The sequence below is a fragment of the Robbsia sp. KACC 23696 genome, assembly GCF_039852015.1.
Lineage (GTDB): Bacteria > Pseudomonadota > Gammaproteobacteria > Burkholderiales > Burkholderiaceae > Robbsia.
Genome location: NZ_CP156628.1, coordinates 1 through 21,222 on the forward strand (window position 1 = coordinate 1; position 21,222 = coordinate 21,222).

A 21,222-nucleotide genomic window follows, 5' to 3' on the forward strand; every position below is an offset into this window, starting at 1 on the left:
ATGTCATTCGCTCGGCGGAAGATCGACCTGACATTTCGGCTAGGCACCGGCAATTTCGGCGAAAGCGGATCGAACACCGTCAAGGTGTCTGGCCTTCGGGTGCACGCGTCCATTGAGAAGGCGGGCGGAGCATCAATGGGGACGGCGCACTTGCGTGTGTTCGGTCTAACGATGTCGATGATGAATCAGCTTACTGGCATCGTTGCTCTGATTGATGGACAGATCGCTTATCGCGCGAATGAGGTGGTTGTCGAGGCAGGCGATGACGTTGCGGGCATGTCGGTAATTTTTCAAGGGCAGATTGCAAAGTCGCAAATTGACATGAGTGGGGCGCCCGAGTCGGCTCTTATGATCGTCGGCACCGCCGGCTTATTCGATGCGTCGAAGCCCGTCCCGGCAGTCAGTTACCCAGGGTCCGCTGATGCCGCTGTAATCATGCAGAACCTCGCGACGCAAAGCGGATATTCGTTCGAGAACAACGGCGTCAGCGTAATTCTTTCGTCACCGTATTTTCATGGATCGGCGCGCGACCAAATGGTCGCTTGTGCGAATGCTGCTGGCATTGAATGGATTATTGATGATGGCGTGCTGGCTATCTGGCCAAAGGGTGGCGCGCGCGGCGGCGCTATTCCCGTTGTGTCTCCCGAAACGGGAATGGTCGGATACCCGATTTACGACAGCCCCGGCATTACCGTCCGCACGGTCTTCAATAACCAATTGCTCTATGGGGCAAAGGTAAAGGTGGAGAGTTCACTCGCTTTTGCGAATGGGACGTTCATCATGTTCCATCTCGCTCATGAGCTGCAAAGCGAGACGCCGAACGGGGCGTGGTTTACGCAATTTTATGGATCGGTGGGTAATGACGTCACCCAATAGCGGCAAGGGATACACCGGTACTCAGACTCCCCAGACAGCCGGCGCAGACTTCAATGCCCACACCTTCCTCGTCTGGTCGATCTTGGCGCGCGTTCGCACCATGCAGATCTGCAAAGTGATGGGCGTGACGAACGCGGGCGGCATCGAGGCGGTTGGGTTCGTCGATTTGCTGCCGCTGGTGAATCAAGTCGACGGCAACGGAAATGCGGTGCCGCACGGCACCATCTACCGATGCCCGTATTTCCGGCTGCAAGGCGGCGACAACGCGGTGATCATCGATCCGGTGGTCGGGGATATCGGTTGGGCTGGGTTCGCGGACCGCGACATCTCGAAGGTGGTCGCGACAAAGGCGCAGGCGAACCCGGGCAGCGGCCGAAAGTTCGATATGGCGGATGCCGTCTACTTCGGGGGAATTATCAACGGCACGCCCAAGCAGTACATGGCCTTCTCGAGTAACGGCATCGACATCCTGTCGCCGACCAGGATCAGCCTGACGGCGCCAGTGATCGTGAGCAATGCGTCCAGCACCTTTACGGTCAACTCGCCGCAATCCCAGTTCAGCGGCGCGGTGATCGTCCAGGGCTTGCTGTCGTGGCTCGCCGGCATGACAGGTAGCGTCGTCAGCGGCGTGGCCTCGGTTATCACTGGCGCCGTGCAGTTTGTCGGGACTATCACGTCGAATGGCAAGAGTATTGACAGCACGCACACTCATGGTGGCGTGCAGGAGGGCGGCGACATCACCGACCCGCCGAACTGAGCGGAAACATGACGCAGACAGACACGCTTTACCTGGAACCGGATACCTGGGACTGGGCGCTCGATGCGAACGGCAACATCGCGGTCGCATCGGCGCCGTACAGCCTAGCGCAGGACGCCGCGAGCGCCTGCCGCACGTTCCTGGGCGAGTGCTACTACGACACGACGATTGGCGTGGCCTACTGGACCGATATTCTTGGGCAGCGGGTGTCGCTGGTCACGCTCAAGGCGCAATTGGTGTCGGCCGCGATGACGGTGCCGGGCGTGAAGTCCGCGCGCGTCTTCGTCTCGGAGATCACGCAGCGAACATTGAAGGGGCAGGTCCAAGTCACTGATGCCGATGGCGTTACGTCAGTAGCCTCGTTCTAAGCCGTATCACTCAGCAATCCAACCGCCTCCGGGCGGTTTTTTTACGCCCACTCAATGACGACGTCCACCAATGTACCCGCACCGACTTTCGGCGCGACCGGCTTCGTCGCGCCCGCCGAGTCGGACGTTCTCGCGGGCGTTCAAGCCGATCAGCAGGCGGCGTTCGGCGGAAACCTCAATCCGAGCCTGACCACATCGCAAGGGCAGCTCGCGCAAAGCACGTCGGCAATCATCGGCGACAAGAACGATAAGTTCCTGGCGCTGGCCAACGGCGTGGACCCGGCGTACGCCGCGGGCCGGATGCAGGATGCGATCGGGCGGATCTATTTCATCACCCGCATCGCCGCGCAGGCGACTGTGATAGAAGCGCCCTGCATGGGCCTTGCTGGCACGGTGATCCCAGCGAACAACGCCCTAATCGTAGACGCTGCGGGAAACATCTGGTCGTGCACGGCGACGGTGACGATTCCGGCGAGCGGGACCGTGACGACGTCGTTTGCGTGCACGACCACAGGCCCTACCGCGGTGCCGGCGCTGAATGGCGTCTCGATCTACAAAGCGATCCCGGGATGGGATTCGGTGACGTGCGCCTCAGGCGTCGTCGGGAACGCCGTGGAGACGCGGACGGCATTCGAGTTTCGGCGTCGGCAGTCGGTCGCGCTCAATGCGCAAGGATCGCTGCCAGCTGTCCTTGGCGCGGTGTTCAACGTGTCCGGCGTGCTGGACGCCTATGCGACCGAGAACAACGAGTCGGTGCAGAGTGGCGCGGTCTTTACCGGTTCGATCACTGGGGGCACCCTCACGGTCTCTGCGGTGGAGTCCGGAACGCTTGCCGTCGGCCAGACGGTGGTTGGCACCGGCGTCAAGCAAAGCACCTTGATCACGGCGCTCGGCTCCGCGACCGGCGGCGTCGGCACCTACGCGGTCAGCATCAGCCAGACCGTGGCATCGACAGACATGACGGCGGCGGTCGGCGGTGTGCCGCTTGGCAAAAACTCGCTCTACATCGGCGTTACCGGGGGTGAGGCGCAAGCAGTGGGCGCGGCCATTTGGGGGAAGAAAAGTCCTGGCTGCAATTACAACGGCGACACCACGTTCACCTACACGGATCCGGGTCCGACTGGCTACCCGTACAGCCCGCCATTGCCGACATACACCGGCAAGTTCCAGACCCTGAAGAACACGCCGATCTGGTTCTCGATCGCGATGCAGAACAACGCCAACGTTCCGTCGGATGCGATCGCGCAGGTGCAGGCGGCAATCATCGCCGCATTCACTGGGGCGGACGGCGGGACGCGCGCACGAGTCGGCTCGTGGATCTTCGCGAGTCGCTTCTACGGAAGCATCGCCGCGCTCGGCACGTGGGCTCTGATCTATTCGATTGAGCTCGGCGTCGGTGTTGCCGATCAGAACGCGGTGCTGATGCAGATCGACCAGGAGCCGACAACAGCCGCGACCAACATCTCGGTGGTGTTCACCTGACATGGAAAATCTCATCGACACGAAGCTGTCGCAGTACGCGAACAGCCCAAAAATGATGTCGCTGATCGCGTCGCTCAATGATGCGATCGATCCAGCGGCTGACATCGATGCGTTCTACGAGATGGTGTGGAACATCGACACTGCGCAGGGATATGGCCTTCAAGTGTGGGGGCGCATCGTCGGCGTGTCCGATGTGTTGACGGTGGCCGGTGGTAAGACGCTCGGCTTTGATGAAGCCGGTACCGACTCGGCGGATCCATTTGGTCAGTCTCCGTTTTATTCGGGCGAGCCAACTACATCGAATTACGTACTGGCGCCGGACGCTTTTCGGCAACTGATCCTGATCAAGGCGCTTGCCAACGTCAGCAACTGCTCGATCGCGACCTACAACCTGATTCTCATGCAGCTCTTCGCGGGCCGCGGCAACGCCTATGTCACCGACACCGGCGAAATGAGCGCGCGGCTCACGTTTGAATTCCTTTTGTCCGATGTCGAGATAGCGATCTTGAAACAGTCGGGCGCGTTTGCGCCGCCGACTGGTGTGCGCTTCGACATCTTGAATTTGGATATCGGCGCCACCTTCGGATTTTCCGAGGCAGGCGCTAAGTCGGCCGGGTTCGGCCAGGGCAGTTTTTTTGACGGATATGCTTGATGAACGGTACCAACATTCCTTCGAAGTTCCCTATACCGTTTGCAAACGCAGCCGGCGCGGGCTATATCCGCACGATCCCCGAGGCATCGCAGATCAGTGTGACAGCGGGCGCCGCGTCACTCACCGATGGTTTCGTTCCGTTGAATTTCCTGCCGGTCGCGGCAGGCGGCGTGCCGCCCTCCGGAGCAGATTTCAACGGCATTCTCAACCCGATCACTGCTGCGATCCGCTGGGCCAGCGCAGGGATGGGTTATCCGTTTGACGCGGATTTTGCCGCAGCCATTGATGGCTACCCGCTGGGCGCCCTTATCCCGAAAGCCGATTACTCGGGGTTCTGGCTGAACACGGTCGCCGCGAATTCGTCCAATCCGGACGAGGGTGGCGAAGGGTGGGCGCAGCCCTACGCCTCCCTCAACGGATCCCCCTCAAACCGCTTCAGCGCAGCTGATGCTGTAGCTGCGACTGATGTGGTGAATCTCGAGACGCTTCTCGCGTCCTTCGGGTCGTATAGAGATCTCGCATATTCGACGGCTCCCATTACGCTGTCGGAATTTGAGGGCGTCTTCTATTACACGAAGATCACCGCTGCAACGACATGGACGTTGCCGGCGGCGTCTTCGTTGGCGCTTCGTTCAAGCTGTCGCGTAGCAAACTTCGGGAGCGCCGCGTTGACGGTTGCCTGCGCGAACGGAAATGCTTTTGACGGTCCCGCAGCAGTGCCTGGGGCGACGTCGATTCTCGTCCCTCCTGGTACGTTTGTTGACATCACGGTGACCACGTCAACGGCATTCACGCTGACGGGCGGAACATCGCTTGCGCAATACAACGAATTTCCCGTTGGGGCCGCGGTAAGTTCGTATGCAGCAGCGCAACTGCAGCAAGTGCAAGCGATGCGCGGGCAGTATCAAGGCTATCTTGGTTATACGGGCGCATCTGCTGTTTCGCTCGGTGTATCCGCGCTCGGCAATTGGGTTTCTCTCTACGGTTCGACCGCGCAGACACTGACGCTCCCCCCAATAGGCACTGCCGGGCTAACCACGAATAGCATTATTGATTTCGAGAATACGGGTACGGCTAATTGGGTCATCAGTGTAAGCGATGGTTCCGTGATGTCTGTTGCTACCCAAGCACTAACGGCTGTGACGATTCGACCCGGCGATACTGCGCGCTTTGTTGTTGGGGCGTATTGGACGTTAAGCTCGGGTTCCACACTGCTGCAGTTTAGTCCGATCATAATTGCCACTGCCACGCAACCCGCCCACGCCCTGCAACGCCAGCAAGTTGGCCGCATGACGTTCACGGCCAGCGGCTCGGTTGTTGTGCCTCCAGGCATTACGCAGATTGTTGTGGATGCTTGCGCGGCAGGCGGCGGTGGCGGCGGCGGTGCTTCCGGTACTAGCGGCGTTGGGTCTGGGGGCGGCGGCGGTGGTGCAGGCCAATCGGCGGTGCATCGCTTACTCAACGTAACCCCCGGTGAAACGATCACCGTTACGGTGCCTGCTGCGACTAACGGCGGTACGGCTAATACTGCGGGTGGGAACGGCGGGAATCTTACGATTGTCGGCAGCGTATCAGGCACATTGCTTACCCTTACGGGTGGAACGGGCGGTGGCGGCGGCGTTAATTTAGTGGGCTATGCAGGCGGCGCAGCAGGCGGCGCAGGATACCCGAAAGGGACAGATGGCTCAGATAGTGGTAGCAGCTACGCAGGCGGCGACGGCGGCACGGGCGCGTCAGGGCCTTTCGGCGGCGGCGGTGGTGGTGGGCGCGGCGGCCAATCATCTGGCCTAGTTGGCTCAGTGGCGGGCGGATATGGGACTGGCGGCGGTGCGGGCGGCGGTTATTACATCTCAGGCGCAGGTACAGGAGCCATAGGGTTTGGCGGCTCCCAGGGTTTTGCATACATTCAATGGTAATTTGATGAGCACATACGCGACAGTAAAAGACGGCATCGTCACGAACCTTATCCTCATCGAGGCCGACAGCGTGGTAGTGGTTCCCGATCCCACGAAAGTGAACATAGGCGACAGCTACGCTGACGGCGTTTTCACTCCGGCGAAGACGGAAGAGAACGAAACGACCGCCGGCGCAACCGATAGCGGTACGACATCGACCGCGACTGAAACAGATTCGGCCGCAACCGGGACGACTGCCGCCGAAAGCGGAACGGATCCAACCACTACGCCCGCAGACACGACGAAGTGATCCGCCGCCGACCCAACACCAACCGCCTGAGGGCGGTTTTTTTACGCCTAAAGGAGACGGAAATGCCAAACAGAGAGGGCGGTCGATACAGCCCGCCGATACGTGGCAGGTTGGCAGCGCGGCACACCCTGCTGGCCGAGACTTACATGGGCATCACGATGATTGCCCTCGGCTACAGCGGTCAGACGGGCGGCGATGGGTCGGGCGTCCTGCATCAAGTCCTGGAGCGCATGGGCATCGACGACATCTGGGGCTATTGCTTCATCGTTATCGGGCTCGCCATGGTCTGGTTCTCTCTGAGCGAATTTTTCATCGGACGCCACTGGGACGACAAGACGATTTCATGGTTCGCCACGTGGCGAAAGGGCTGTGCAGCGTCCGCCGGGATTCTGTGGCTCATCGTGGGCTACCTCCTCTCCACCACTTCATTGAGCGCCTTCAAAGGCTTGACCCTGACTGTGCCGGTGCATCTCGCGTTGGCTGCTTATTTCGTGTGGGAGAACAGCCGTGTACGGTTTTTTATCGGTAAAGAGTCACTTGCGCGGGCTCGTTAGCCTGGTCTGCTGCTGCGTTGCTTTCGCTTCTGCGGCGTATGCGGCATCGGTTGTCGTCGTGCCGGTCGAGTCTGCCGGCGACGTCTTCATCAAATACGCCTGGGTGATCTTTATCAGCCTGTCTGGCTGGGCGGTGAACTCTCTGCCGGTGCTCGCGGATTGGGGTGAGGGCACGCCTAGGCGAAAGCTCGTGATCGTGCAAGGCGTCATTCAGGCGCTGTTCTTCGGCGTCATGGCTTTCTGGGGAGCCTCCGGGGCCAACCAAAACATCATGGCCTGTTACCTCGCTGCCGCATCGGCGGCTTGGGCGGGCGATCGTTATTTCACGTTCGGCAGGAAAGATCCGAGCACACCGGCTGGCCCGGATACGGAAGGGGCAAAGTGAGTGAACAAGATCGAAGTGAAGCTGGTGGCGGACGCCCGTCACTTTTACAAGTGGTCCTCGGTGCGCTGGCAAGTCTTTTTGGTCGCGATCGTGGCGGCAGCGGGGCACCTCCCGGAGCTGTTGGAGCACCTGCCGACCGTACTGGATTGGCTGAACCAGAATTGGCCAGCATTGCAGCCGTTTCTGGCTCGCGTGTTCCCATCGGTCAGCGCGTCGAATTGGGTGGCGATCGCGCAGGTGCTGGCGATTCTGCTGCGGGTGACGTCGATCGAGCGAGTGCCATCTCCACAGGCGCAGTCCAACCCCGCGGAGCCTCAGGCATGACGGCGAACCGCAGGGCATTCCTGCAGATGCTTCGTTACTCGGAAGGCACCGCGACGACGCCAGGCACGAAGTATCAAGGCTACGACGTGGTGGTACGCGGCATCGTCGTTGATGATCAGCGTCGGCCGGTGCTCGATTCGAAGGGCAACGCGCGCTTGGCGCCGATCGAACTCATGACCGACTTCTCGACGCATCCCTTTGCGAACGGGCGACCGTCGAAGATCATCAATGCGCATGGCCTGTTGTCAACCGCGTCGGGCGGCCTGCAGATCAAGCTATCGAATTGGCGCTATTACGGCCCGCTCGTAGGCGCCAAGGATTTTGGACCGGACAATCAGGATGCAATCGCGCTCTACATGATCAACGAGCGCGGCGCGCTCGGATTGATAGATGCGGGGCGCTTCGATGACGCCGTCGCGCGCGTTGCAAATCTGTGGGCGAGCCTGCCGAGCGCCGGCTATGGCCAACTCGAACATCCGATCGACACCGTTCGTTCCTACTACCTCGCCGCCGGCGGGACTGTGAGTGCCAGCTAATGCTGACCGACCTTCAAATCTTCAACGCTGCATGGACCGCAATCAAGGTGGTGCTCGGTTGGTTCGGCATCGCGATCGGTAGCGACAAGCCGAAGCCGGACGAGAACACGCAAGCCGTCGAGGTCGCCAATAAGTCCGGCCGGTTGTCGGCCGATCAGGCGCGCGAGACGCGTGCCGACACCCAAAAGGAGCTATCCGCAAATGATTTGCAAACTGACGCTGGTGTTGCTCGCGTGCGTGACGCTGGCAGCGTGTCCGATGAGAACGCCGCCGTCCGTGACGAGCTCGCTCGCGCCCGTGCACGTGCTCACGACGACAGTTGATTGCGGGGAAGACCATGCAGATTTTGACCTCCCTGATTACCCGGCTTCGCCGCATCTTCGTTTCGACGCCGGTGATCCTCCCGTCGCCAGCACCTACGCCAACGACGCAGACCTCCGCGCTGGGTACGACGCGCTCCGCGCTGATTTCATCGCCCTCCGGGGCTTCTCAACCGCCCAGTCCGTCTGGGCCGTCCGCGCTGGTGGCGTCAACGCAGACGAGCAAATCCTTCGCCATCAAACCCTCAAATGCACCGCAGGCCTCCGTGCCCGTGGGCTTATCAACTGAACTCAAAGGAAACACCATGAGCTTTTCTCTGTCCACGATGGCAGCGGCTATCGCAAGCATCAGCACGATCGCAACCAGTGCTGTGACGCTGGCCAGCACGACCGTCACGGTCGCCGAAACGATCTACAAGTACGGCGCCGAGATGATCACGGCGGCCGAGAGCGCGTATGACGCCCAGACGGGTGCCGGCGCATCGAAGAAGGCTGCCGTCATGGCCGCGCTGCAAGCGTTCGTCACCGCGCTGGGCGAAGACTGGTCGAAGATGGCTTCCGAACTCTCTTCGTGGATCGATATGGTGATCGCCGCGTGGAAGTCGGCCGTTGCGCTGGTTCAGAACATCGGCACCACGGCCGCAGCCACGGCCACCGCCGACGCCGCGACCACCGTCGCTGCAGCCGCTACGCCGGCCGCAACGACCGCCGATGTCAGCACCGGCGCCGCCGCAGTCGCCGCGTAATCCCCGAATCGATCTGGAAGCGCCATGAACTGCGATTACGCGACGAAGTTTGACGATGTCATTGTTCAAGGGGCCGTTTGGGAGCGGGTGTTTTTCATCACAAACCCGGACGACTCGCCTGTCAATTTGCGTGGCGCGTCGGCGCGACTCCAGATCCGGCCATACCTCGGCAGCCCAAACGTCTTGCTCGACCTGGATAGTGCGAATGGCTCGCTGGTAATCGGGAGCGTTGCTGGATCGGTAACGTGTTCCGTGCTCGGAGCAACCACCGCCGGCCTTAAGTGGCCGCCGGGGCTACGGGCGCAAGGAACGAGGATCAGCCAGCTTGGCGTCTACGATCTGATCGTGACTCTCGACGCCAAGCCATACCGCGTGTACGAGGGCCGCATTGATCTGTCACTTAGTGTGACCCGCTAGGCCGTCGTTCTGAACCAATTTCAGCCGCCCGATGAGGCGGCTTTTCTGTTTGCGAGGGCTTGATGGTGAACAAAGTAGGTATCCCCGGGTTTCAGGGTCCTCCCGGGCTCGTGCCGCGCGGCGAGTGGGCGATCGATGTGTCGTATGACGTCGACGACTTCGTGACGGAATCGGGGAGCGCCTACCTCGCATTGAAAGCGCATACGGGTGTTCAGCCTGGAACGGATGCGACGACGTGGCAGCTGTACGTCGCATCCGGCGACGTGTCGCCCGTCGCACAAGCAGCAATCGAGAAAGCCGTCTCCGATTCACAGGCATCGGCCGACGACGCCGCGGACAGCGCGGACAAAGCTGCGCAGAGCGTGAACGATGCCGCGTCGGCAGGCGCGACAGCCGGCGCAGCAGCTGGCGCGAGCGCGGGATCGACGGCGGGCGCTGCCGCCGCGTCTGCGGCGGGTGCTGCAGCGGGCCAGGCCTCCGGTGCCTCAGCCGGCGCCGCTGCTGGTGCTACGGCATCAGCGGCCGGCGCAGCGGCCGCGACGACGCAAGCCGCGAACGCAGCTGCCGCGGCGACGGCTGCCTCTCAGGCTGCGGGCATCTACGGAACCACGGCTGCAGGCTTGGCCGCCGTCGCCTCGGGCAAGTATTTCTGGGTTTCGCCATCGGCCAATGGCCTGGGTCTGCTGGACCTCTATCTGAACAACAGTGGCACGGCCGTCTATTACGGCAACCTGCCGAGCAACGTTGCGCTGAACAACCTGGCGGCGCAGTTGCGGCTTCAGTCGGTTCCGGGCTGGATGGTGGCGTTCACCGACTCGCTGAGTAACATCGCCGGCGGCTTCCTCGCCGACGGAACGTTCTCGGTTGCAAAGCTGAACGCGCTATCGATGATCATCTCGGCGCTGTCCGCGGCGTCGCTCGCGGTGGGCCCGACGACGATCAGTGCCGCGCAGGATCCGACGTACCTCGTCAAGTTCATGGACGCGCTGACGAATATCTCGTCGGGCCTGCGTTTGGATGGTAGTTGGGACTTCGCGCGCGCGCAGATCATGAACGCCGTTGCCGGCATTCTGTCGGCCAACGTCTACGTGGGCAAGACGGCGCGCGGCATCGTGCGCGGTGACTTTTCCGGAACGATGATGCCGGACATTCCGCACGTCATCGCCTATGGGCAATCGCTGTCGCAGGGGATCAACTCCGGCGGCGTTGGAGCCGGCGCTGTCGTCACGGCCAGTCAGCGTTTCTCGGCCTTGAAATTTAGCGGCGGCGTGCGGGCGCAGGACTACAGCACGACCGACGTAGCTGGCGCGCACGCATCGTTTCAGCCGCTCGTCGAGACGATCTACAACACCGGCAATGGCGGCGTGGGTGGCGAGACGCCTTGTGGCGGCACGACCGATTCCATTTACGAGCGCCTGCAAGTCGAGAACCCGAGTTTCGACACGACGCAGCTTACGCTTCTGGGATCCGCGCCGGGGTATGGCGGCCTCCTGATTTCAGCGTTATCTAAAGGCACGGCGCCGTATCAGCGAATTCTGGACGACGTCACCTATGGTCTGTCGCTCGCGAACGCCGCCGGCAAAACGTATCGCCCGATCGCCTTGTCCTACACGCAAGGCGAAGCGGACCAGCAGTCGAGTACTCAGCCGTCCGTCTACCTGGCCGCGCTGACGAAATTGCAGACGGACCTGCAGACCGACATTCGCGCGATCATCGGCGATTCGAGTTTCGTGCTGCCGTTCTTCTGCTATCAAATGGCGTCGTGGGCGAACGGGTCGTTGAACAACACGTATCCCTACATCCCGATGCAGATGAAAGCCTTCTGCGACACGGTGGCCAACGCCTACATGGTCATGCCGATGTACATGTTCGACTACGTCGACCAGTACCACATGAAGGCCATGTACTACAAGGTGATGGGTGCCTACTACGGCATCGCCATGAAGCGCGTGCTGATGGATAAGGTCGCCTACAAGGCGACGCAGCCGACCGGCAACATGATCCGGCAGGGCACCGTGCTGTCGGTCGAATTCAACGTGCCGATGGGCAAGCTGGTCTTCGACTCGAAGCTCGTCACGGACCCGGGCAATTATGGCTTCAGCGCTGTGGATTCGTCCGGCAACGCCAAAACCATCACCGCGACGCCGGTCATCGTCAACGGCAATACCGTGCGGCTCACATGCGCCGCGGGTTGGGCTGCTGGCGACAAGCTGCGCTACGGTTTCATCGGCCAGTCAACCACGATCAACCGGCCCGGATACATCACCGGGAATCGCGGTTGTCTGCGGGACCAGCAGGGCGATTACATCGTCTTCGACAAAGCCGAAAGCATTTCCTGGCCGATGCATAACTGGTCGCTGATGTTCGAATTGACGCTCGTCTAAGAGAGAAAGATAAATGGCAAACGGTTTGAACGTCCAAGGGTCCGGAGTCTTCTCGTATTCGGTTGGCTCCCTCTATCCGGAGGGGGCGTCGCTGGCGTCTCTTCTCAGCTTTGGCGCCGGCGGGCCCACCGTGCTTTTTGGTGCGCAGCCGTCCGTGATCGGCACGCCGACCCTGAATGCCTACTCGTTCATCGGCACCGCGGGGAAGGGGTACGATACTTCCGTGCCGGACACGGTCACGAAGACGATGCTGGTGTGGGCGAAGTATCCGGCGGTCCAAACCTCGACTGCGTTACCGATGGGCGCCTATAACGGTGTCAACACGGGCGATACCATCTTCCTGAATCACACGTCGTCTGCCGACCTGTTCGAGGGGATTGCGGCGACGGCGTCCGGCGGCACACAGTCAATCGTGTCGGGCGGTACCGGCTCGACGACATTTTCGAATTCGGCCGCGTACTACCTCTTCGCGGCTCGCTTCACGGCGACGACGGCGCAGATGTCGTATGTGCTCAATGGGGCGATCGTCAACGGCGCCGCGTCGACCTTGGCGACGCGCTACACGCCGAGCCGCACGGTCCACGTCGGTGCGCCGTTCGACACCACGTCGCTAGGCAGCGTCGAAATAACGGGCGCGGGCCTTTGGACGACCGCGCTGACCGATGCTGAGATTTTGCAGATGGCGACGTTCTTCCAAAACCTGAAAGGCAGCTCGGTCACGATCGGCTGATCAAAACGCCGGGCCGGAGTACTCATCGGGCTCGGGGCGCTGCTCACGGAACACCATGACGGCCGGCTCGTTGAGCATTTCCCGCTTCAGGATGTGCAGCGCTGCGAGCTGACCGCCGACGTCCATTTTCCACGACTTGTCGATCGTCTCTCGCAGGTCCTCAATGCTGACCAGTTTCTGATGGAGGCGCTTGATCTCCGCGAGCAACGCCCGCACGTCGGCGTCGCCGCGGTGCCGGGCTTGGATCTCCCGCAGGCGTTCCATTGTGAGCGCATCGGGTGGTTTGAATCTGACGGGACGACCGTGGTGTGCCATTTGCGATGGGATATACTGTTTATCCATACAGTATATCTGACCCCGATCATGCAGATCTCAAATTTGCGATTGCTCGTCCGCCTGCGGCAAATCCGACTTGACTGTCCGGTGTACCGCGGCGGCGACAAGCTGAACGACGCGATTCTCGCCGCCGGCCTGGCCGAGCAGGGCGCCCGCGACCGCGTCCAGCTGAGCGCCCACGGCGCGTCGGCGCTGAATTGGCTGGCCGGCCTGGAAGAAAAAGGCGAGCTGGTCGGCTGTTGGCCGATGCCTACTCCTTCGGCTCGATCAGCGCGGGCCCGTCATGCCGGGCATCGTTCAGCTCTCGACTGACCTCATACCATTCGAATTCTTCGACTGACCGCGTGCCGGTCCGTGCGATCTCGGCCGCCAACTCGAATGGCGTATCCGGATCCAGCCAGAGGTTGGCGTCTTTCGCCGTCAGTGCGACGGGGCGCCGGTCATGAATGTCCACCATCCCTTCATCCGACGCGTCAGTGACGATTACGACGCCGTCCACCATCCCGCCGCCGTCATCCGGCGCGCGCGGCCCTGAATCACCTTCCACCTTCACATTAGTCAGTCCGGCGAGATAGAGCGGCGCCAGATCTTTCGGCCGCAGCAGAAACGGCTGTTTCTTGCCGTCATCCGCCTTGATCCATTCGTACCAGCAGTCCACCGGGACGATCACTCGGCCGGCCTTGAGCATCGGCTTCCATGTGGCCGACTCAATTTTGTCGCCGCGGGCGTTGATCATCTGGGGGATTTTGCGGGCGACGGCCCAGTGCGGCCGGAATCCCCACCAGACCGGCCGCATTTGACCGTCAGGGTAGGCAACGCCGATTCGAGTGCCAGGCCCAGCGTTGAAGCGCGGGCGGTGATCGTCTATGACAGCGTGCGCGTGGCGGAATGCCTCAAGAGCTGCGACATACGATTGCCACGCCGAGAACTGACCGATACGACCGCACATATTGCAACTCCGAAACGGAATTCCCCATCGTACAGCGCTAATCGGCGGGCGGTCGGGCGCGGAACGATCCTTGCGAACCTGAAAGGTGCAGGACAACGTTCCAGGAGGAACAGACATGCCGACAAATACCGCTCCGCTCGATCAAAAACATCCCAGCAATATCGATCCGTCGTCGATCCCGCCTGCCCGCAAAGAAAACGGCGATACAGAAGGGGACGGAAACGGAGGTGAGGACGTGGTCGGCAGCCCCAATGATCCGGTTTCCGATCCGAAGAAGCCATCGACCGCACCGTAAGGTCTCTTGCAGGCCAAACATATCCAGAGAATTATCATGGCACCCGAACAGAAACCCGACCTCGACGCGCCAGAACTTGAGGATCCATCCGACGCGCCGCCGCACGAAGCGTTCGACGACGGGGAGCAGGCAGAGATTGCGTCAAATGACCCGAGCAATCCAACGACCAGCCCGCTCGATCCGATAGGCGGCATGGTTTAGCGCGGCGGGGCGGACGCCCGCGGTGCGGGCTATCCGCGTTCAAAACGCCTTTGTAAGTCGTTGTTTACCCAAGGGTGAGTTTGTTACCTTGGGGTGGCCATCCATGTTGCGATTTCGAGGTTAAAGTATTGATTAAATGAAGAAAAATGGGATTGCCATCAACTTAATTTACAAGAAACTCGCCGTCACTTCGCGCGTCGCCGCGCTGCTCAAAGCAGGCTTGATTCAAAAGGAGAATTTCGAATTTTGAGTTCCTTTTCCACCTCGCAGCAAAAGCCGCAAATTACCCGCCGCCTGTGCGTCTTGCATACTTCAACAATGACGCGCACCATGACGCCTGAAAATAATATCGGGAGTTCATGCATGGTCGGGCCCTTTCTGCATTTGGACGGCGACGTGTTTTTTGACCATATCCACATGGCGGGCACGGCGAAGAAACCGATTGAATACTCTATCAAAATCCAGGTAACGCGCCAGGCGCTCAAGGATGTTCTGCGCTCGGACGGAACACCTGAAGGCCATGAGGCCGTGATCAAATCGCAGGCGTGGAAAATTGTCGGCATCGCGATTGCCAAGGCGCTTAGTGCTAAGACGCACGAAGTGACCATTACCCCCGACGAATTGCGATGGGCGGGTATCTGAAGGAGATTTGCCTTCCTACCGCCGCATGCATTGGTGCTCCATGACCTGACTTCGCAAACGTATTGGGAAAATGTGGACTTCTCACTTCGGGACGGAACGTTCCTTGCGCACTTACCAGCGCGGTACAACCGTTCCAGGAGGAACACCATGTCACCCGAACAAAAGCCTGAAGTGGATCTAGATGCGCCAGAGATAGACGATACGTCCAATGCGCCGCATGAGGTATCTGACGAGGATGAAATAGCCTGGTCGGAGCCAGGGGACCCCAGTAATCCCACAAACACCCCGCTCGATCCTATCGGCGACACGGTCTAAATCGTTTCGTCAATCGTTTGAGCCACCCGCCTTCGCGGGTGATGACAATCCCGACCCTACCTGCTCCAGTGCGATTAAAAATCGCGCCTAAATCGTCATTTCTTTTATGAGTATTTGCAAGCAGATTGCAAGGATGTCAAATAAAAAGCGCAATATAAAATTAGGATGACTTAAGCTGTTATTGTGATGGCTCACATGGGGATGCTGATGACGCCAATTGATGCAATGAAATGGTTTAGCGAGGCGGAGGGCGCACCGTCGTTTGGTTCGGAATCGGAATCGGATGCACTGCGGTTGGCGACATGGCTAGCGTTGAATCTTGAAAAACTCAACGACAATGATGTATCTGTGATGATCCGCGTGGGCGCCGCAGTCCTGGCATATGAAGATGAGGCAGCGTGGGGCAGATATAGGGAAAGGCCCGCGCTGCCTTTGGTCGCATCTGAACGCCGCTCGGCTGCGAGACGCCGACTTCCTTTGCCACAGTAAAACGCCCGCGCAAGCGGGCGTTTTCGCTGGCAGCGCTGGCGTTTCTGCTTAGATAGGATCTTACTCACGCATTGTGAATGCCGAAAGCGGCCTATCCGACCGTGGCCTCCGCTCTCGCACTACCCATTATCCGAACGCAGCGGACTTGCCATCAATAACCGTTATCGCGGTGCTTTTCCGCGTCGCGCAGCGTTTCGTCGATGTGCTTGCGCTTGTCGGCAGTACCGGGCGCCGGCTTGGCCGGTTGCGTCGGTGTTGCTTTTTCTCCAGCGCGTTGATCGGGAATGCGATCCTGCATCGTGTTTTCGCTCATGACATCACTCCGCTATGGTGGTTGATGCTCTGCCGCAGGAACCGTGCCACGCGCGAGCGCGTGTAACGGCATATTTCGGTCATGCTTTCTTCATACCGGTGACACGGGCGGTGCGCACGCTGTGCGGATCATCCGACCCTGCGGAGAAATGTCATGCCGATGCCCCTGAACAGTGCCCTTGTCGCAGAATTGCTGGACGATCGGGGGCGCGTGCTGAAAGCGACGCTCGACATGTCCCAGACCGATCACGCCCTGCAATGCGCAACACGCGCCGAGGACGCAGGCGAGGGGCCGGATCTTGTCATCGCGGCACTGCTGCATGACATTGGCTACATGCTGGCGGCCGACACGAGCGATCGAGCCGCCTTGCTCGGTGGCGCTTCCTCGCCATTCGATGCGACCACTGGTCTGCTGAGAGGGGAAAGCGCGGAGGCCAAACGCGCCGTTCGCCAGCTGACGTTATCGGCACTGCAGGGTTGGTTGCCGAATGAATCGGTGGCCACGGTGCGGCTCCTCGGTGCCGCAAAACATTATTTATGCGGGGTCGAGGCCGATTACTGGGATGAATTGACCCCAGCGTCCCAGGCGGAATTGCTAGAGGCGGGTGGGCCTTACGATGCCGCGCTGGTAGCACGTTTCCGTCAATATCCCTGTCATGCGGCTGCCGTGCGACTGCGCCGATATGACGACCAGGCAAAGCGCAACGAGGTCAAAGCGCGTCCATTGGCGTATTTCATCGATTGTCTCGAGCGATACGAGCAGCGCGTCGCTTCAGCGAGCGGGATTGCGCCCGTTCCTCATGCGGCTGCGCGAAATCGCTTGGCGCCATTTCCCACAAGTGCTGTTTCTCCTCCAGCGACAACGGCGTACTTATTATCGCCGGCGCGGCTATGGCAGCCGGGTGCCTCGGCATGAGGAATAGCGCGTCGTTGCCCGGGTAGGGAGATGCGTATATTTCGGGAAAAGTCCAGCCTCGGTTTAAAGCTGTATATGTCTTGTAATTAAGTGTCGCATATACCCCACCATAATGAGCGACACAATTCTGAAAAAATAGATCTTCATACTCGGCACGCTGTCGGCTTGTACCGGCATGGATTTTTAAACCACAGAAAATCGAGATGAAGAACAAAATTATCGCGTTGGCGCTGACAAGCGCAGGTTTGATCGGGGCATCGGCTGCACACGCACAAAGCAGCGTCACGCTGTACGGCGTGATCGACGCCGGCGTGAGCTACGTGAATCACTCGGCCGTGACGGGCGGCTCGAAGAGCCTGTTCAAGTACGACGACGGCGTTGCACAAGGCAGCCGCTGGGGCTTGAAGGGCAACGAAGATCTGGGCGGCGGAATGAGCGCCAACTTCGTCTTGGAAAACGGCTTTAATTCCGGCACGGGCGCGCTCGGTCAGAACAGCCGCGAGTTCGGTCGCCAAGCCTTTGTCGGTCTGACCCAGAAGGGTGTCGGTACCGTGTCGCTGGGTCGCCAATACACGTTCTCGACGGATTTCCTGGCGCCGTTCTCCGGCGGTAACATGACCGCGGCCGGTAACTACGGCTTCCACATCAACGACATCGACCAATTGACGTCGAGCCGCGCCGACAATTCGATCAAGTACACGTCGGATTCGTTCGGTGGCTTGAAGTTCGGCGGCTTGTACGGTTTCTCCAACACGGCAGGCGCCTTCGGCGGCTCGCTGACGGGTTCGTCGTCGCGTGTGTACAGCTTCGGTGCAACGTATGGCAACGGCCCGTTCTCGGTCGGTGCTGCATACACCGACATCCACTTCCCGGCGGTCACCGGCTTCACGACGACGATTGCCAACGTGGCAACCAACGGTCTGCATGACCTTCGCACGTTCGGTCTGGGCGGCAAGTTCCGTTTCGGCCCGGCGACGATGTGGGCGCTGTGGACGAACACGCACTTCACGCCTGTTGCAACCGCGAGCTCCACGGCCAACATCGGTGAAATCGGCGCGAACTACGGTTTGACGTCGGCATTGACCCTCAGCGGTGCTTACACCTTCACCGACTTGACGGGTAACTTCGAAGGCAAGTGGCATCAAGTCAACCTGACGATGGATTACGCGCTGAGCAAGCGGACCGATGTCTACGTCCTGGGCGTGTATCAAAAGGCCGTCGGTAGCAACAATGGCGTATCGAACCAAGCGGAAATCGGTTCGAGCAGCAGCTACTTCGGTAACTCGGGCAACGGTACGAGCAACCAGATCGCAGCGCGCGTGGGCATCCGCCACAAGTTCTAACGCTATCTGATAGATCGTTATGCCGACCGGCCGGGGCGAAATCGCGTTGGCCGGTTTTTTTGCATGTCCTATCCATGCCCCCGCATGGAGGGTGCTGCGGATTATTCAAGTATGTGAATCGACTATCTGTTACTCTCGGGACAATGATTGCCCTAACAAATCCTTACGTGGGAACGAGCCATCGCGCTTGCGACTACTGTTTGAGAGAGAGGCGAGTAGGGGCGTATACGAGCATCAGGCCGTCGATCGGCGCGTAGTGCGGCAAAGATCGTCGGGTTATCGCCGTCGCATTGCCCAATAAGATCGATATCAGGTATGGCACCTTCGGCCTGGACCGTATCGTTGTACGTCGTCTGGCTATGCCTTGGGTGCACGGCGCTTAGCGCCGATGTCTCGGCGCAAAATCAGAGTCTCGGGCCACCGTCGTCAGCTCAGCATATTTCTCCATCGTTGTTTCCCGACCTGCCCGCGGCCCTGGTACGCGAGGTCCGCGCGCTATCGACTGACGCCGTATCCTCGATATTCTCGGAGCGCGCAAATACGACAGCCGGAACGCGGGACGTCGTTCGAGTCGATGCGGCACGCGGAACGTGGGAAGGCGATCAGCCTCCCGTGGAGGGCTGGGAGGCCGTCACGCTACCGGATGTCTGGACCAAGCGCTGGCCCCATCACGACGGGGTGGTCTGGTATCGATATCGATGGTGGCACGCATCGTCGCCCGGTTCCGACAGCATCGGGACCGCCGACGTTCAGGGTGAGCCTCTCTTAGCCGCGCGTCGCGCACAGGAAACGACGGTCCTAATTTCCTACTGGAACATGGCCGGCGCGCTCTACTTGAATGGCGCCTTGATCGATCGCGATGTCAGCCTCACCAAACCGTTGAGTCGGTCCTGGAATACACCGCAACTCGATGTATTGCCCGCATCCTTGATGCGGCCGGGGGAAAACACGCTCTTACTGCGTATTTCAGGATTGTCGGCCTTCGGCCCGGGCCTGGGCGAGATCACGGTGGGCTCCTACGTAACGTTAAGCAAGCGATACGAACGGGAGATGTTCCTGCGTCATGATTTGACGTTGATCAGCATCGCAGTGAACTTCGCATTCGGCATTTTCTTTTTTGCCTTGTGGGTCATGCGCCTTGAGCAACGAATGTATGGTTGGTTCTGTCTGACCGCCATCGCATGGATCATCGTCGGCTATAACGCGCTCGCGACATCACCCTGGCCCTTTCAGAACAATACGCAGTGGCAAGCCATGGTCTTATTGGGCATCGTACTGTATGTATGGGCCTTTACGATGGCGATGATCCGCTACGCCAAACGTCGACTGCCTCGAATCGAATGTCTGTTGCGGCGCGTGCTTGGATTCGACGCGGTCGCTGCCGTGTCGCTATTGGTATTGCCGGGAGAATGGCTGGCGATGGGGCGCATAGTGGTCGTGTTGTCCGCCGCCGCGGTATTCCTGGCCGGATTCTCCTGCTTCGTCTGGTTTGCCGTCAGGGGAGGGGAACGTAAACATCGCGTGGTCGCGTTTGCAACCATGGTGTTTATGCTGGCCGGCGTGCACGATCTATTGACGTGGCTCGAATTGCTGTCGGGCAATCTATATTACAGCGCGCTTACTTCGCTTTTGGAGATCGTGAGCATCGGCTTCGTGCTCGTCGATGACTTCATTGCAAGTATCCGGCGGGTCGAGCGTTTCAACGATGATTTGCGGCTCAAAATCGATGAAACGCGCGAAGGACTTGAAAGCACATTGAAGCGTCAGTACGAGCTACAACTGGCAAATGCACGATTGAACGAACGGTTGAATCTTGCGCACGATTTGCACGATGGGTTGGGGGGGACTTTGGTCAGCAGTATTGCATTGCTCGAGCAACACGGCGTGCTCCCCGCTGAACGATTTCTGCCGATCTTGAAGGAGCTGCGAGACGATCTCCGCATCATCATCGACTCTGCGGCGCAAGCCGGAAATCCGGAGCGCGCGCTCTACGAGTCTCTGGTGCCGTTGCGGCACCGTTGGACGCGCTTGTTCGAGGCACAGAATATTGATTGTCATTGGCATATGACCGGCATCGAGACATGCACACTGCCTGCTCCAAGCACCCTCGATTTGATGCGTATTCTCCAGGAATCGCTGACCAACGTTCTGAAGCATAGCCATGCGTCGCGTGTCGACATTACGTGGTGCGCGACGGTGCGTCAGTTGATTTTGATCGTCCAGGACGATGGGGTCGGTTTCTCGGAAAACCGCGATGGCAGCCCCGAGTTCGGCGCTGGTTTGTTCAGCATCGCCAAGCGGGTACGCCGCTGCAATGGCACGGTGCGTTTCGATAATCGCGGAGGCGCTTGCGTGACCGTTGTGGTTCCGTATGAAAGCGACGTGGCGATCGCCAGTGCGTGACGCTGCGCGGTATCGTCGATGCCTGATGCGCTGGAAGGGGCGCATTCGGGAAGGAAATGGAAGGAATTATCTCTTTCGATGACGAAAAATTACTGCTGTAATTATATAAGTGGTTGAAAATTTTGAGAAATATTCCGTCGTGTCAGCATCGTCCTACCATAAGTTCAAAAAAGACAATATAGTTTTACCCCAGGCGATGAGGACGATCGCCGGGTGGCGACCTAGAATGGCTTCAAGAAACCAAAAACAAACGCCTCATTTGTAATTGCGCTTGTCCTTAGCGAC

The 21,222-nt window shown here is 59.8% G+C and carries 28 protein-coding genes; 24 read left to right on the forward strand and 4 right to left on the reverse strand.

Annotation, left to right across the window (positions count from 1 at the left end; genetic code table 11):
* From ABEG21_RS21390 to ABEG21_RS21465, 16 genes are all read left to right on the forward strand, one after another.
* The gene (locus ABEG21_RS21390) at positions 1–876 is read left to right on the forward strand and encodes a hypothetical protein (RefSeq protein WP_347558583.1); all 876 of its coding nucleotides are present in this window, start codon (positions 1–3) and stop codon (positions 874–876) included.
* Complete coding sequence (locus ABEG21_RS21395) at positions 860–1,633, forward strand: oxidoreductase (protein WP_347558584.1); 774 nt, start codon at positions 860–862, stop codon at positions 1,631–1,633. The genes ABEG21_RS21390 and ABEG21_RS21395 overlap by 17 nt, the downstream gene beginning before the upstream one ends.
* An 8-nt stretch (positions 1,634–1,641) precedes the next feature.
* A complete protein-coding gene (locus tag ABEG21_RS21400) occupies positions 1,642–2,001 on the forward strand; it encodes a hypothetical protein (RefSeq protein ID WP_347558585.1) in 360 nt (119 codons plus the stop codon).
* A gap of 54 nt (positions 2,002–2,055) precedes the next feature.
* Positions 2,056–3,483 (forward strand): hypothetical protein, encoded by a 1,428-nt coding sequence (locus tag ABEG21_RS21405; protein WP_347558586.1) that lies wholly within the window; start codon positions 2,056–2,058, stop codon positions 3,481–3,483.
* Position 3,484: 1 nt separating this feature from the next.
* Positions 3,485–4,135: a DUF2612 domain-containing protein gene (locus ABEG21_RS21410; protein WP_347558587.1), complete on the forward strand. Its 651-nt coding sequence runs from the start codon at positions 3,485–3,487 to the stop codon at positions 4,133–4,135.
* Complete coding sequence (locus ABEG21_RS21415) at positions 4,135–6,051, forward strand: hypothetical protein (protein WP_347558588.1); 1,917 nt, start codon at positions 4,135–4,137, stop codon at positions 6,049–6,051. Before ABEG21_RS21410 ends, ABEG21_RS21415 begins: the two co-directional genes overlap by 1 nt.
* A gap of 4 nt (positions 6,052–6,055) precedes the next feature.
* Positions 6,056–6,340: a hypothetical protein gene (locus ABEG21_RS21420; RefSeq protein ID WP_347558589.1), complete on the forward strand. Its 285-nt coding sequence runs from the start codon at positions 6,056–6,058 to the stop codon at positions 6,338–6,340.
* Positions 6,341–6,402: 62 nt separating this feature from the next.
* A complete protein-coding gene (locus tag ABEG21_RS21425; RefSeq protein ID WP_347558590.1) occupies positions 6,403–6,894 on the forward strand; it encodes a hypothetical protein in 492 nt (163 codons plus the stop codon).
* Positions 6,895–6,952: 58 nt separating this feature from the next.
* The gene (locus tag ABEG21_RS21430; protein ID WP_347558591.1) at positions 6,953–7,279 is read left to right on the forward strand and encodes a hypothetical protein; all 327 of its coding nucleotides are present in this window, start codon (positions 6,953–6,955) and stop codon (positions 7,277–7,279) included.
* On the forward strand, positions 7,280–7,603 hold the full coding sequence (locus tag ABEG21_RS21435) for a hypothetical protein (protein WP_347558592.1): 324 nt from the start codon (positions 7,280–7,282) through the stop codon (positions 7,601–7,603). It begins immediately after the preceding gene.
* Positions 7,600–8,139, forward strand: coding sequence for a glycoside hydrolase family 104 protein (locus tag ABEG21_RS21440; protein WP_347558593.1), 540 nt, complete (start codon positions 7,600–7,602; stop codon positions 8,137–8,139). The genes ABEG21_RS21435 and ABEG21_RS21440 overlap by 4 nt, the downstream gene beginning before the upstream one ends.
* On the forward strand, positions 8,139–8,462 hold the full coding sequence (locus ABEG21_RS21445) for a hypothetical protein (RefSeq protein ID WP_347558594.1): 324 nt from the start codon (positions 8,139–8,141) through the stop codon (positions 8,460–8,462). The genes ABEG21_RS21440 and ABEG21_RS21445 overlap by 1 nt, the downstream gene beginning before the upstream one ends.
* A 302-nt stretch (positions 8,463–8,764) precedes the next feature.
* Positions 8,765–9,205, forward strand: coding sequence for a hypothetical protein (locus ABEG21_RS21450; protein WP_347558595.1), 441 nt, complete (start codon positions 8,765–8,767; stop codon positions 9,203–9,205).
* A 24-nt stretch (positions 9,206–9,229) separates the two neighbouring features.
* Positions 9,230–9,622, forward strand: coding sequence for a hypothetical protein (locus ABEG21_RS21455; protein ID WP_347558596.1), 393 nt, complete (start codon positions 9,230–9,232; stop codon positions 9,620–9,622).
* Between the two features lie 62 nt (positions 9,623–9,684).
* Complete coding sequence (locus ABEG21_RS21460; RefSeq protein ID WP_347558597.1) at positions 9,685–12,006, forward strand: hypothetical protein; 2,322 nt, start codon at positions 9,685–9,687, stop codon at positions 12,004–12,006.
* A gap of 13 nt (positions 12,007–12,019) precedes the next feature.
* Positions 12,020–12,736, forward strand: a complete 717-nt coding sequence (locus tag ABEG21_RS21465; RefSeq protein WP_347558598.1) for a hypothetical protein — start codon at positions 12,020–12,022, stop codon at positions 12,734–12,736.
* Here ABEG21_RS21465 and ABEG21_RS21470 read toward each other — a convergent pair whose 3' ends face one another.
* The 3 genes from ABEG21_RS21470 to ABEG21_RS21480 form a co-directional block, all read right to left on the reverse strand.
* Positions 12,737–13,000, reverse strand: a complete 264-nt coding sequence (locus ABEG21_RS21470; RefSeq protein WP_347558599.1) for a hypothetical protein — start codon at positions 12,998–13,000, stop codon at positions 12,737–12,739.
* A gap of 108 nt (positions 13,001–13,108) precedes the next feature.
* Positions 13,109–13,252 carry a hypothetical protein gene (locus ABEG21_RS21475; RefSeq protein WP_347558600.1) on the reverse strand — a complete coding sequence of 48 codons (144 nt, stop codon included), beginning with the start codon at positions 13,250–13,252 and terminating at the stop codon, positions 13,109–13,111.
* 70 nt (positions 13,253–13,322) lie between these two features.
* A complete protein-coding gene (locus ABEG21_RS21480) occupies positions 13,323–14,021 on the reverse strand; it encodes an SOS response-associated peptidase (protein WP_347558601.1) in 699 nt (232 codons plus the stop codon).
* A gap of 115 nt (positions 14,022–14,136) precedes the next feature.
* Between ABEG21_RS21480 and ABEG21_RS21485 the strand changes: the two genes are divergently transcribed.
* The 5 genes from ABEG21_RS21485 (at position 14,137) to ABEG21_RS21505 (ending at position 15,963) form a co-directional block, all read left to right on the forward strand.
* Positions 14,137–14,316, forward strand: a complete 180-nt coding sequence (locus ABEG21_RS21485; protein ID WP_347558602.1) for a hypothetical protein — start codon at positions 14,137–14,139, stop codon at positions 14,314–14,316.
* Between the two features lie 36 nt (positions 14,317–14,352).
* Entirely contained in the window at positions 14,353–14,517 is a 165-nt protein-coding gene (locus ABEG21_RS21490; RefSeq protein WP_347558603.1) for a hypothetical protein, read from the forward strand.
* A gap of 246 nt (positions 14,518–14,763) precedes the next feature.
* Positions 14,764–15,159, forward strand: a complete 396-nt coding sequence (locus tag ABEG21_RS21495) for a hypothetical protein (protein WP_347558604.1) — start codon at positions 14,764–14,766, stop codon at positions 15,157–15,159.
* Between the two features lie 147 nt (positions 15,160–15,306).
* A complete protein-coding gene (locus ABEG21_RS21500) occupies positions 15,307–15,474 on the forward strand; it encodes a hypothetical protein (RefSeq protein ID WP_347558605.1) in 168 nt (55 codons plus the stop codon).
* A 207-nt stretch (positions 15,475–15,681) separates the two neighbouring features.
* Complete coding sequence (locus ABEG21_RS21505; RefSeq protein ID WP_347558606.1) at positions 15,682–15,963, forward strand: hypothetical protein; 282 nt, start codon at positions 15,682–15,684, stop codon at positions 15,961–15,963.
* Between the two features lie 151 nt (positions 15,964–16,114).
* Here the strand turns inward: ABEG21_RS21505 and ABEG21_RS21510 are convergent, their stop codons facing one another.
* Positions 16,115–16,276, reverse strand: coding sequence for a hypothetical protein (locus ABEG21_RS21510; RefSeq protein ID WP_347558607.1), 162 nt, complete (start codon positions 16,274–16,276; stop codon positions 16,115–16,117).
* Between the two features lie 153 nt (positions 16,277–16,429).
* On the opposite strand from ABEG21_RS21510, the gene ABEG21_RS21515 reads away from it, so the two are divergent.
* The 3 genes from ABEG21_RS21515 to ABEG21_RS21525 all read left to right on the forward strand — a co-directional run bounded on the left by ABEG21_RS21515 (position 16,430) and on the right by ABEG21_RS21525 (position 20,937).
* On the forward strand, positions 16,430–17,191 hold the full coding sequence (locus tag ABEG21_RS21515) for a hypothetical protein (RefSeq protein WP_347558608.1): 762 nt from the start codon (positions 16,430–16,432) through the stop codon (positions 17,189–17,191).
* 203 nt (positions 17,192–17,394) lie between these two features.
* Positions 17,395–18,534, forward strand: coding sequence for a porin (locus ABEG21_RS21520; RefSeq protein WP_347558609.1), 1,140 nt, complete (start codon positions 17,395–17,397; stop codon positions 18,532–18,534).
* A 315-nt stretch (positions 18,535–18,849) separates the two neighbouring features.
* Complete coding sequence (locus ABEG21_RS21525; RefSeq protein ID WP_347558610.1) at positions 18,850–20,937, forward strand: ATP-binding protein; 2,088 nt, start codon at positions 18,850–18,852, stop codon at positions 20,935–20,937.
* Positions 20,938–21,222: the final 285 nt, after the last annotated feature.

Coding starts and splice junctions, on each gene's coding strand:
- ABEG21_RS21390 (WP_347558583.1), top strand. CDS start 1: ATGTCATTCGCTCGGCGGAAGATCGACCTGACATTTCGGCTAGGCACC.
- ABEG21_RS21395 (WP_347558584.1), top strand. CDS start 860: ATGACGTCACCCAATAGCGGCAAGGGATACACCGGTACTCAGACTCCC.
- ABEG21_RS21400 (WP_347558585.1), top strand. CDS start 1,642: ATGACGCAGACAGACACGCTTTACCTGGAACCGGATACCTGGGACTGG.
- ABEG21_RS21405 (WP_347558586.1), top strand. CDS start 2,056: ATGACGACGTCCACCAATGTACCCGCACCGACTTTCGGCGCGACCGGC.
- ABEG21_RS21410 (WP_347558587.1), top strand. CDS start 3,485: ATGGAAAATCTCATCGACACGAAGCTGTCGCAGTACGCGAACAGCCCA.
- ABEG21_RS21415 (WP_347558588.1), top strand. CDS start 4,135: ATGAACGGTACCAACATTCCTTCGAAGTTCCCTATACCGTTTGCAAAC.
- ABEG21_RS21420 (WP_347558589.1), top strand. CDS start 6,056: ATGAGCACATACGCGACAGTAAAAGACGGCATCGTCACGAACCTTATC.
- ABEG21_RS21425 (WP_347558590.1), top strand. CDS start 6,403: ATGCCAAACAGAGAGGGCGGTCGATACAGCCCGCCGATACGTGGCAGG.
- ABEG21_RS21440 (WP_347558593.1), top strand. CDS start 7,600: ATGACGGCGAACCGCAGGGCATTCCTGCAGATGCTTCGTTACTCGGAA.
- ABEG21_RS21445 (WP_347558594.1), top strand. CDS start 8,139: ATGCTGACCGACCTTCAAATCTTCAACGCTGCATGGACCGCAATCAAG.
- ABEG21_RS21450 (WP_347558595.1), top strand. CDS start 8,765: ATGAGCTTTTCTCTGTCCACGATGGCAGCGGCTATCGCAAGCATCAGC.
- ABEG21_RS21455 (WP_347558596.1), top strand. CDS start 9,230: ATGAACTGCGATTACGCGACGAAGTTTGACGATGTCATTGTTCAAGGG.
- ABEG21_RS21460 (WP_347558597.1), top strand. CDS start 9,685: ATGGTGAACAAAGTAGGTATCCCCGGGTTTCAGGGTCCTCCCGGGCTC.
- ABEG21_RS21465 (WP_347558598.1), top strand. CDS start 12,020: ATGGCAAACGGTTTGAACGTCCAAGGGTCCGGAGTCTTCTCGTATTCG.
- ABEG21_RS21470 (WP_347558599.1), bottom strand. CDS start 13,000: ATGGAACGCCTGCGGGAGATCCAAGCCCGGCACCGCGGCGACGCCGAC.
- ABEG21_RS21480 (WP_347558601.1), bottom strand. CDS start 14,021: ATGTGCGGTCGTATCGGTCAGTTCTCGGCGTGGCAATCGTATGTCGCA.
- ABEG21_RS21485 (WP_347558602.1), top strand. CDS start 14,137: ATGCCGACAAATACCGCTCCGCTCGATCAAAAACATCCCAGCAATATC.
- ABEG21_RS21490 (WP_347558603.1), top strand. CDS start 14,353: ATGGCACCCGAACAGAAACCCGACCTCGACGCGCCAGAACTTGAGGAT.
- ABEG21_RS21500 (WP_347558605.1), top strand. CDS start 15,307: ATGTCACCCGAACAAAAGCCTGAAGTGGATCTAGATGCGCCAGAGATA.
- ABEG21_RS21505 (WP_347558606.1), top strand. CDS start 15,682: ATGACGCCAATTGATGCAATGAAATGGTTTAGCGAGGCGGAGGGCGCA.
- ABEG21_RS21510 (WP_347558607.1), bottom strand. CDS start 16,276: ATGAGCGAAAACACGATGCAGGATCGCATTCCCGATCAACGCGCTGGA.
- ABEG21_RS21515 (WP_347558608.1), top strand. CDS start 16,430: ATGCCGATGCCCCTGAACAGTGCCCTTGTCGCAGAATTGCTGGACGAT.
- ABEG21_RS21520 (WP_347558609.1), top strand. CDS start 17,395: ATGAAGAACAAAATTATCGCGTTGGCGCTGACAAGCGCAGGTTTGATC.
- ABEG21_RS21525 (WP_347558610.1), top strand. CDS start 18,850: ATGGCACCTTCGGCCTGGACCGTATCGTTGTACGTCGTCTGGCTATGC.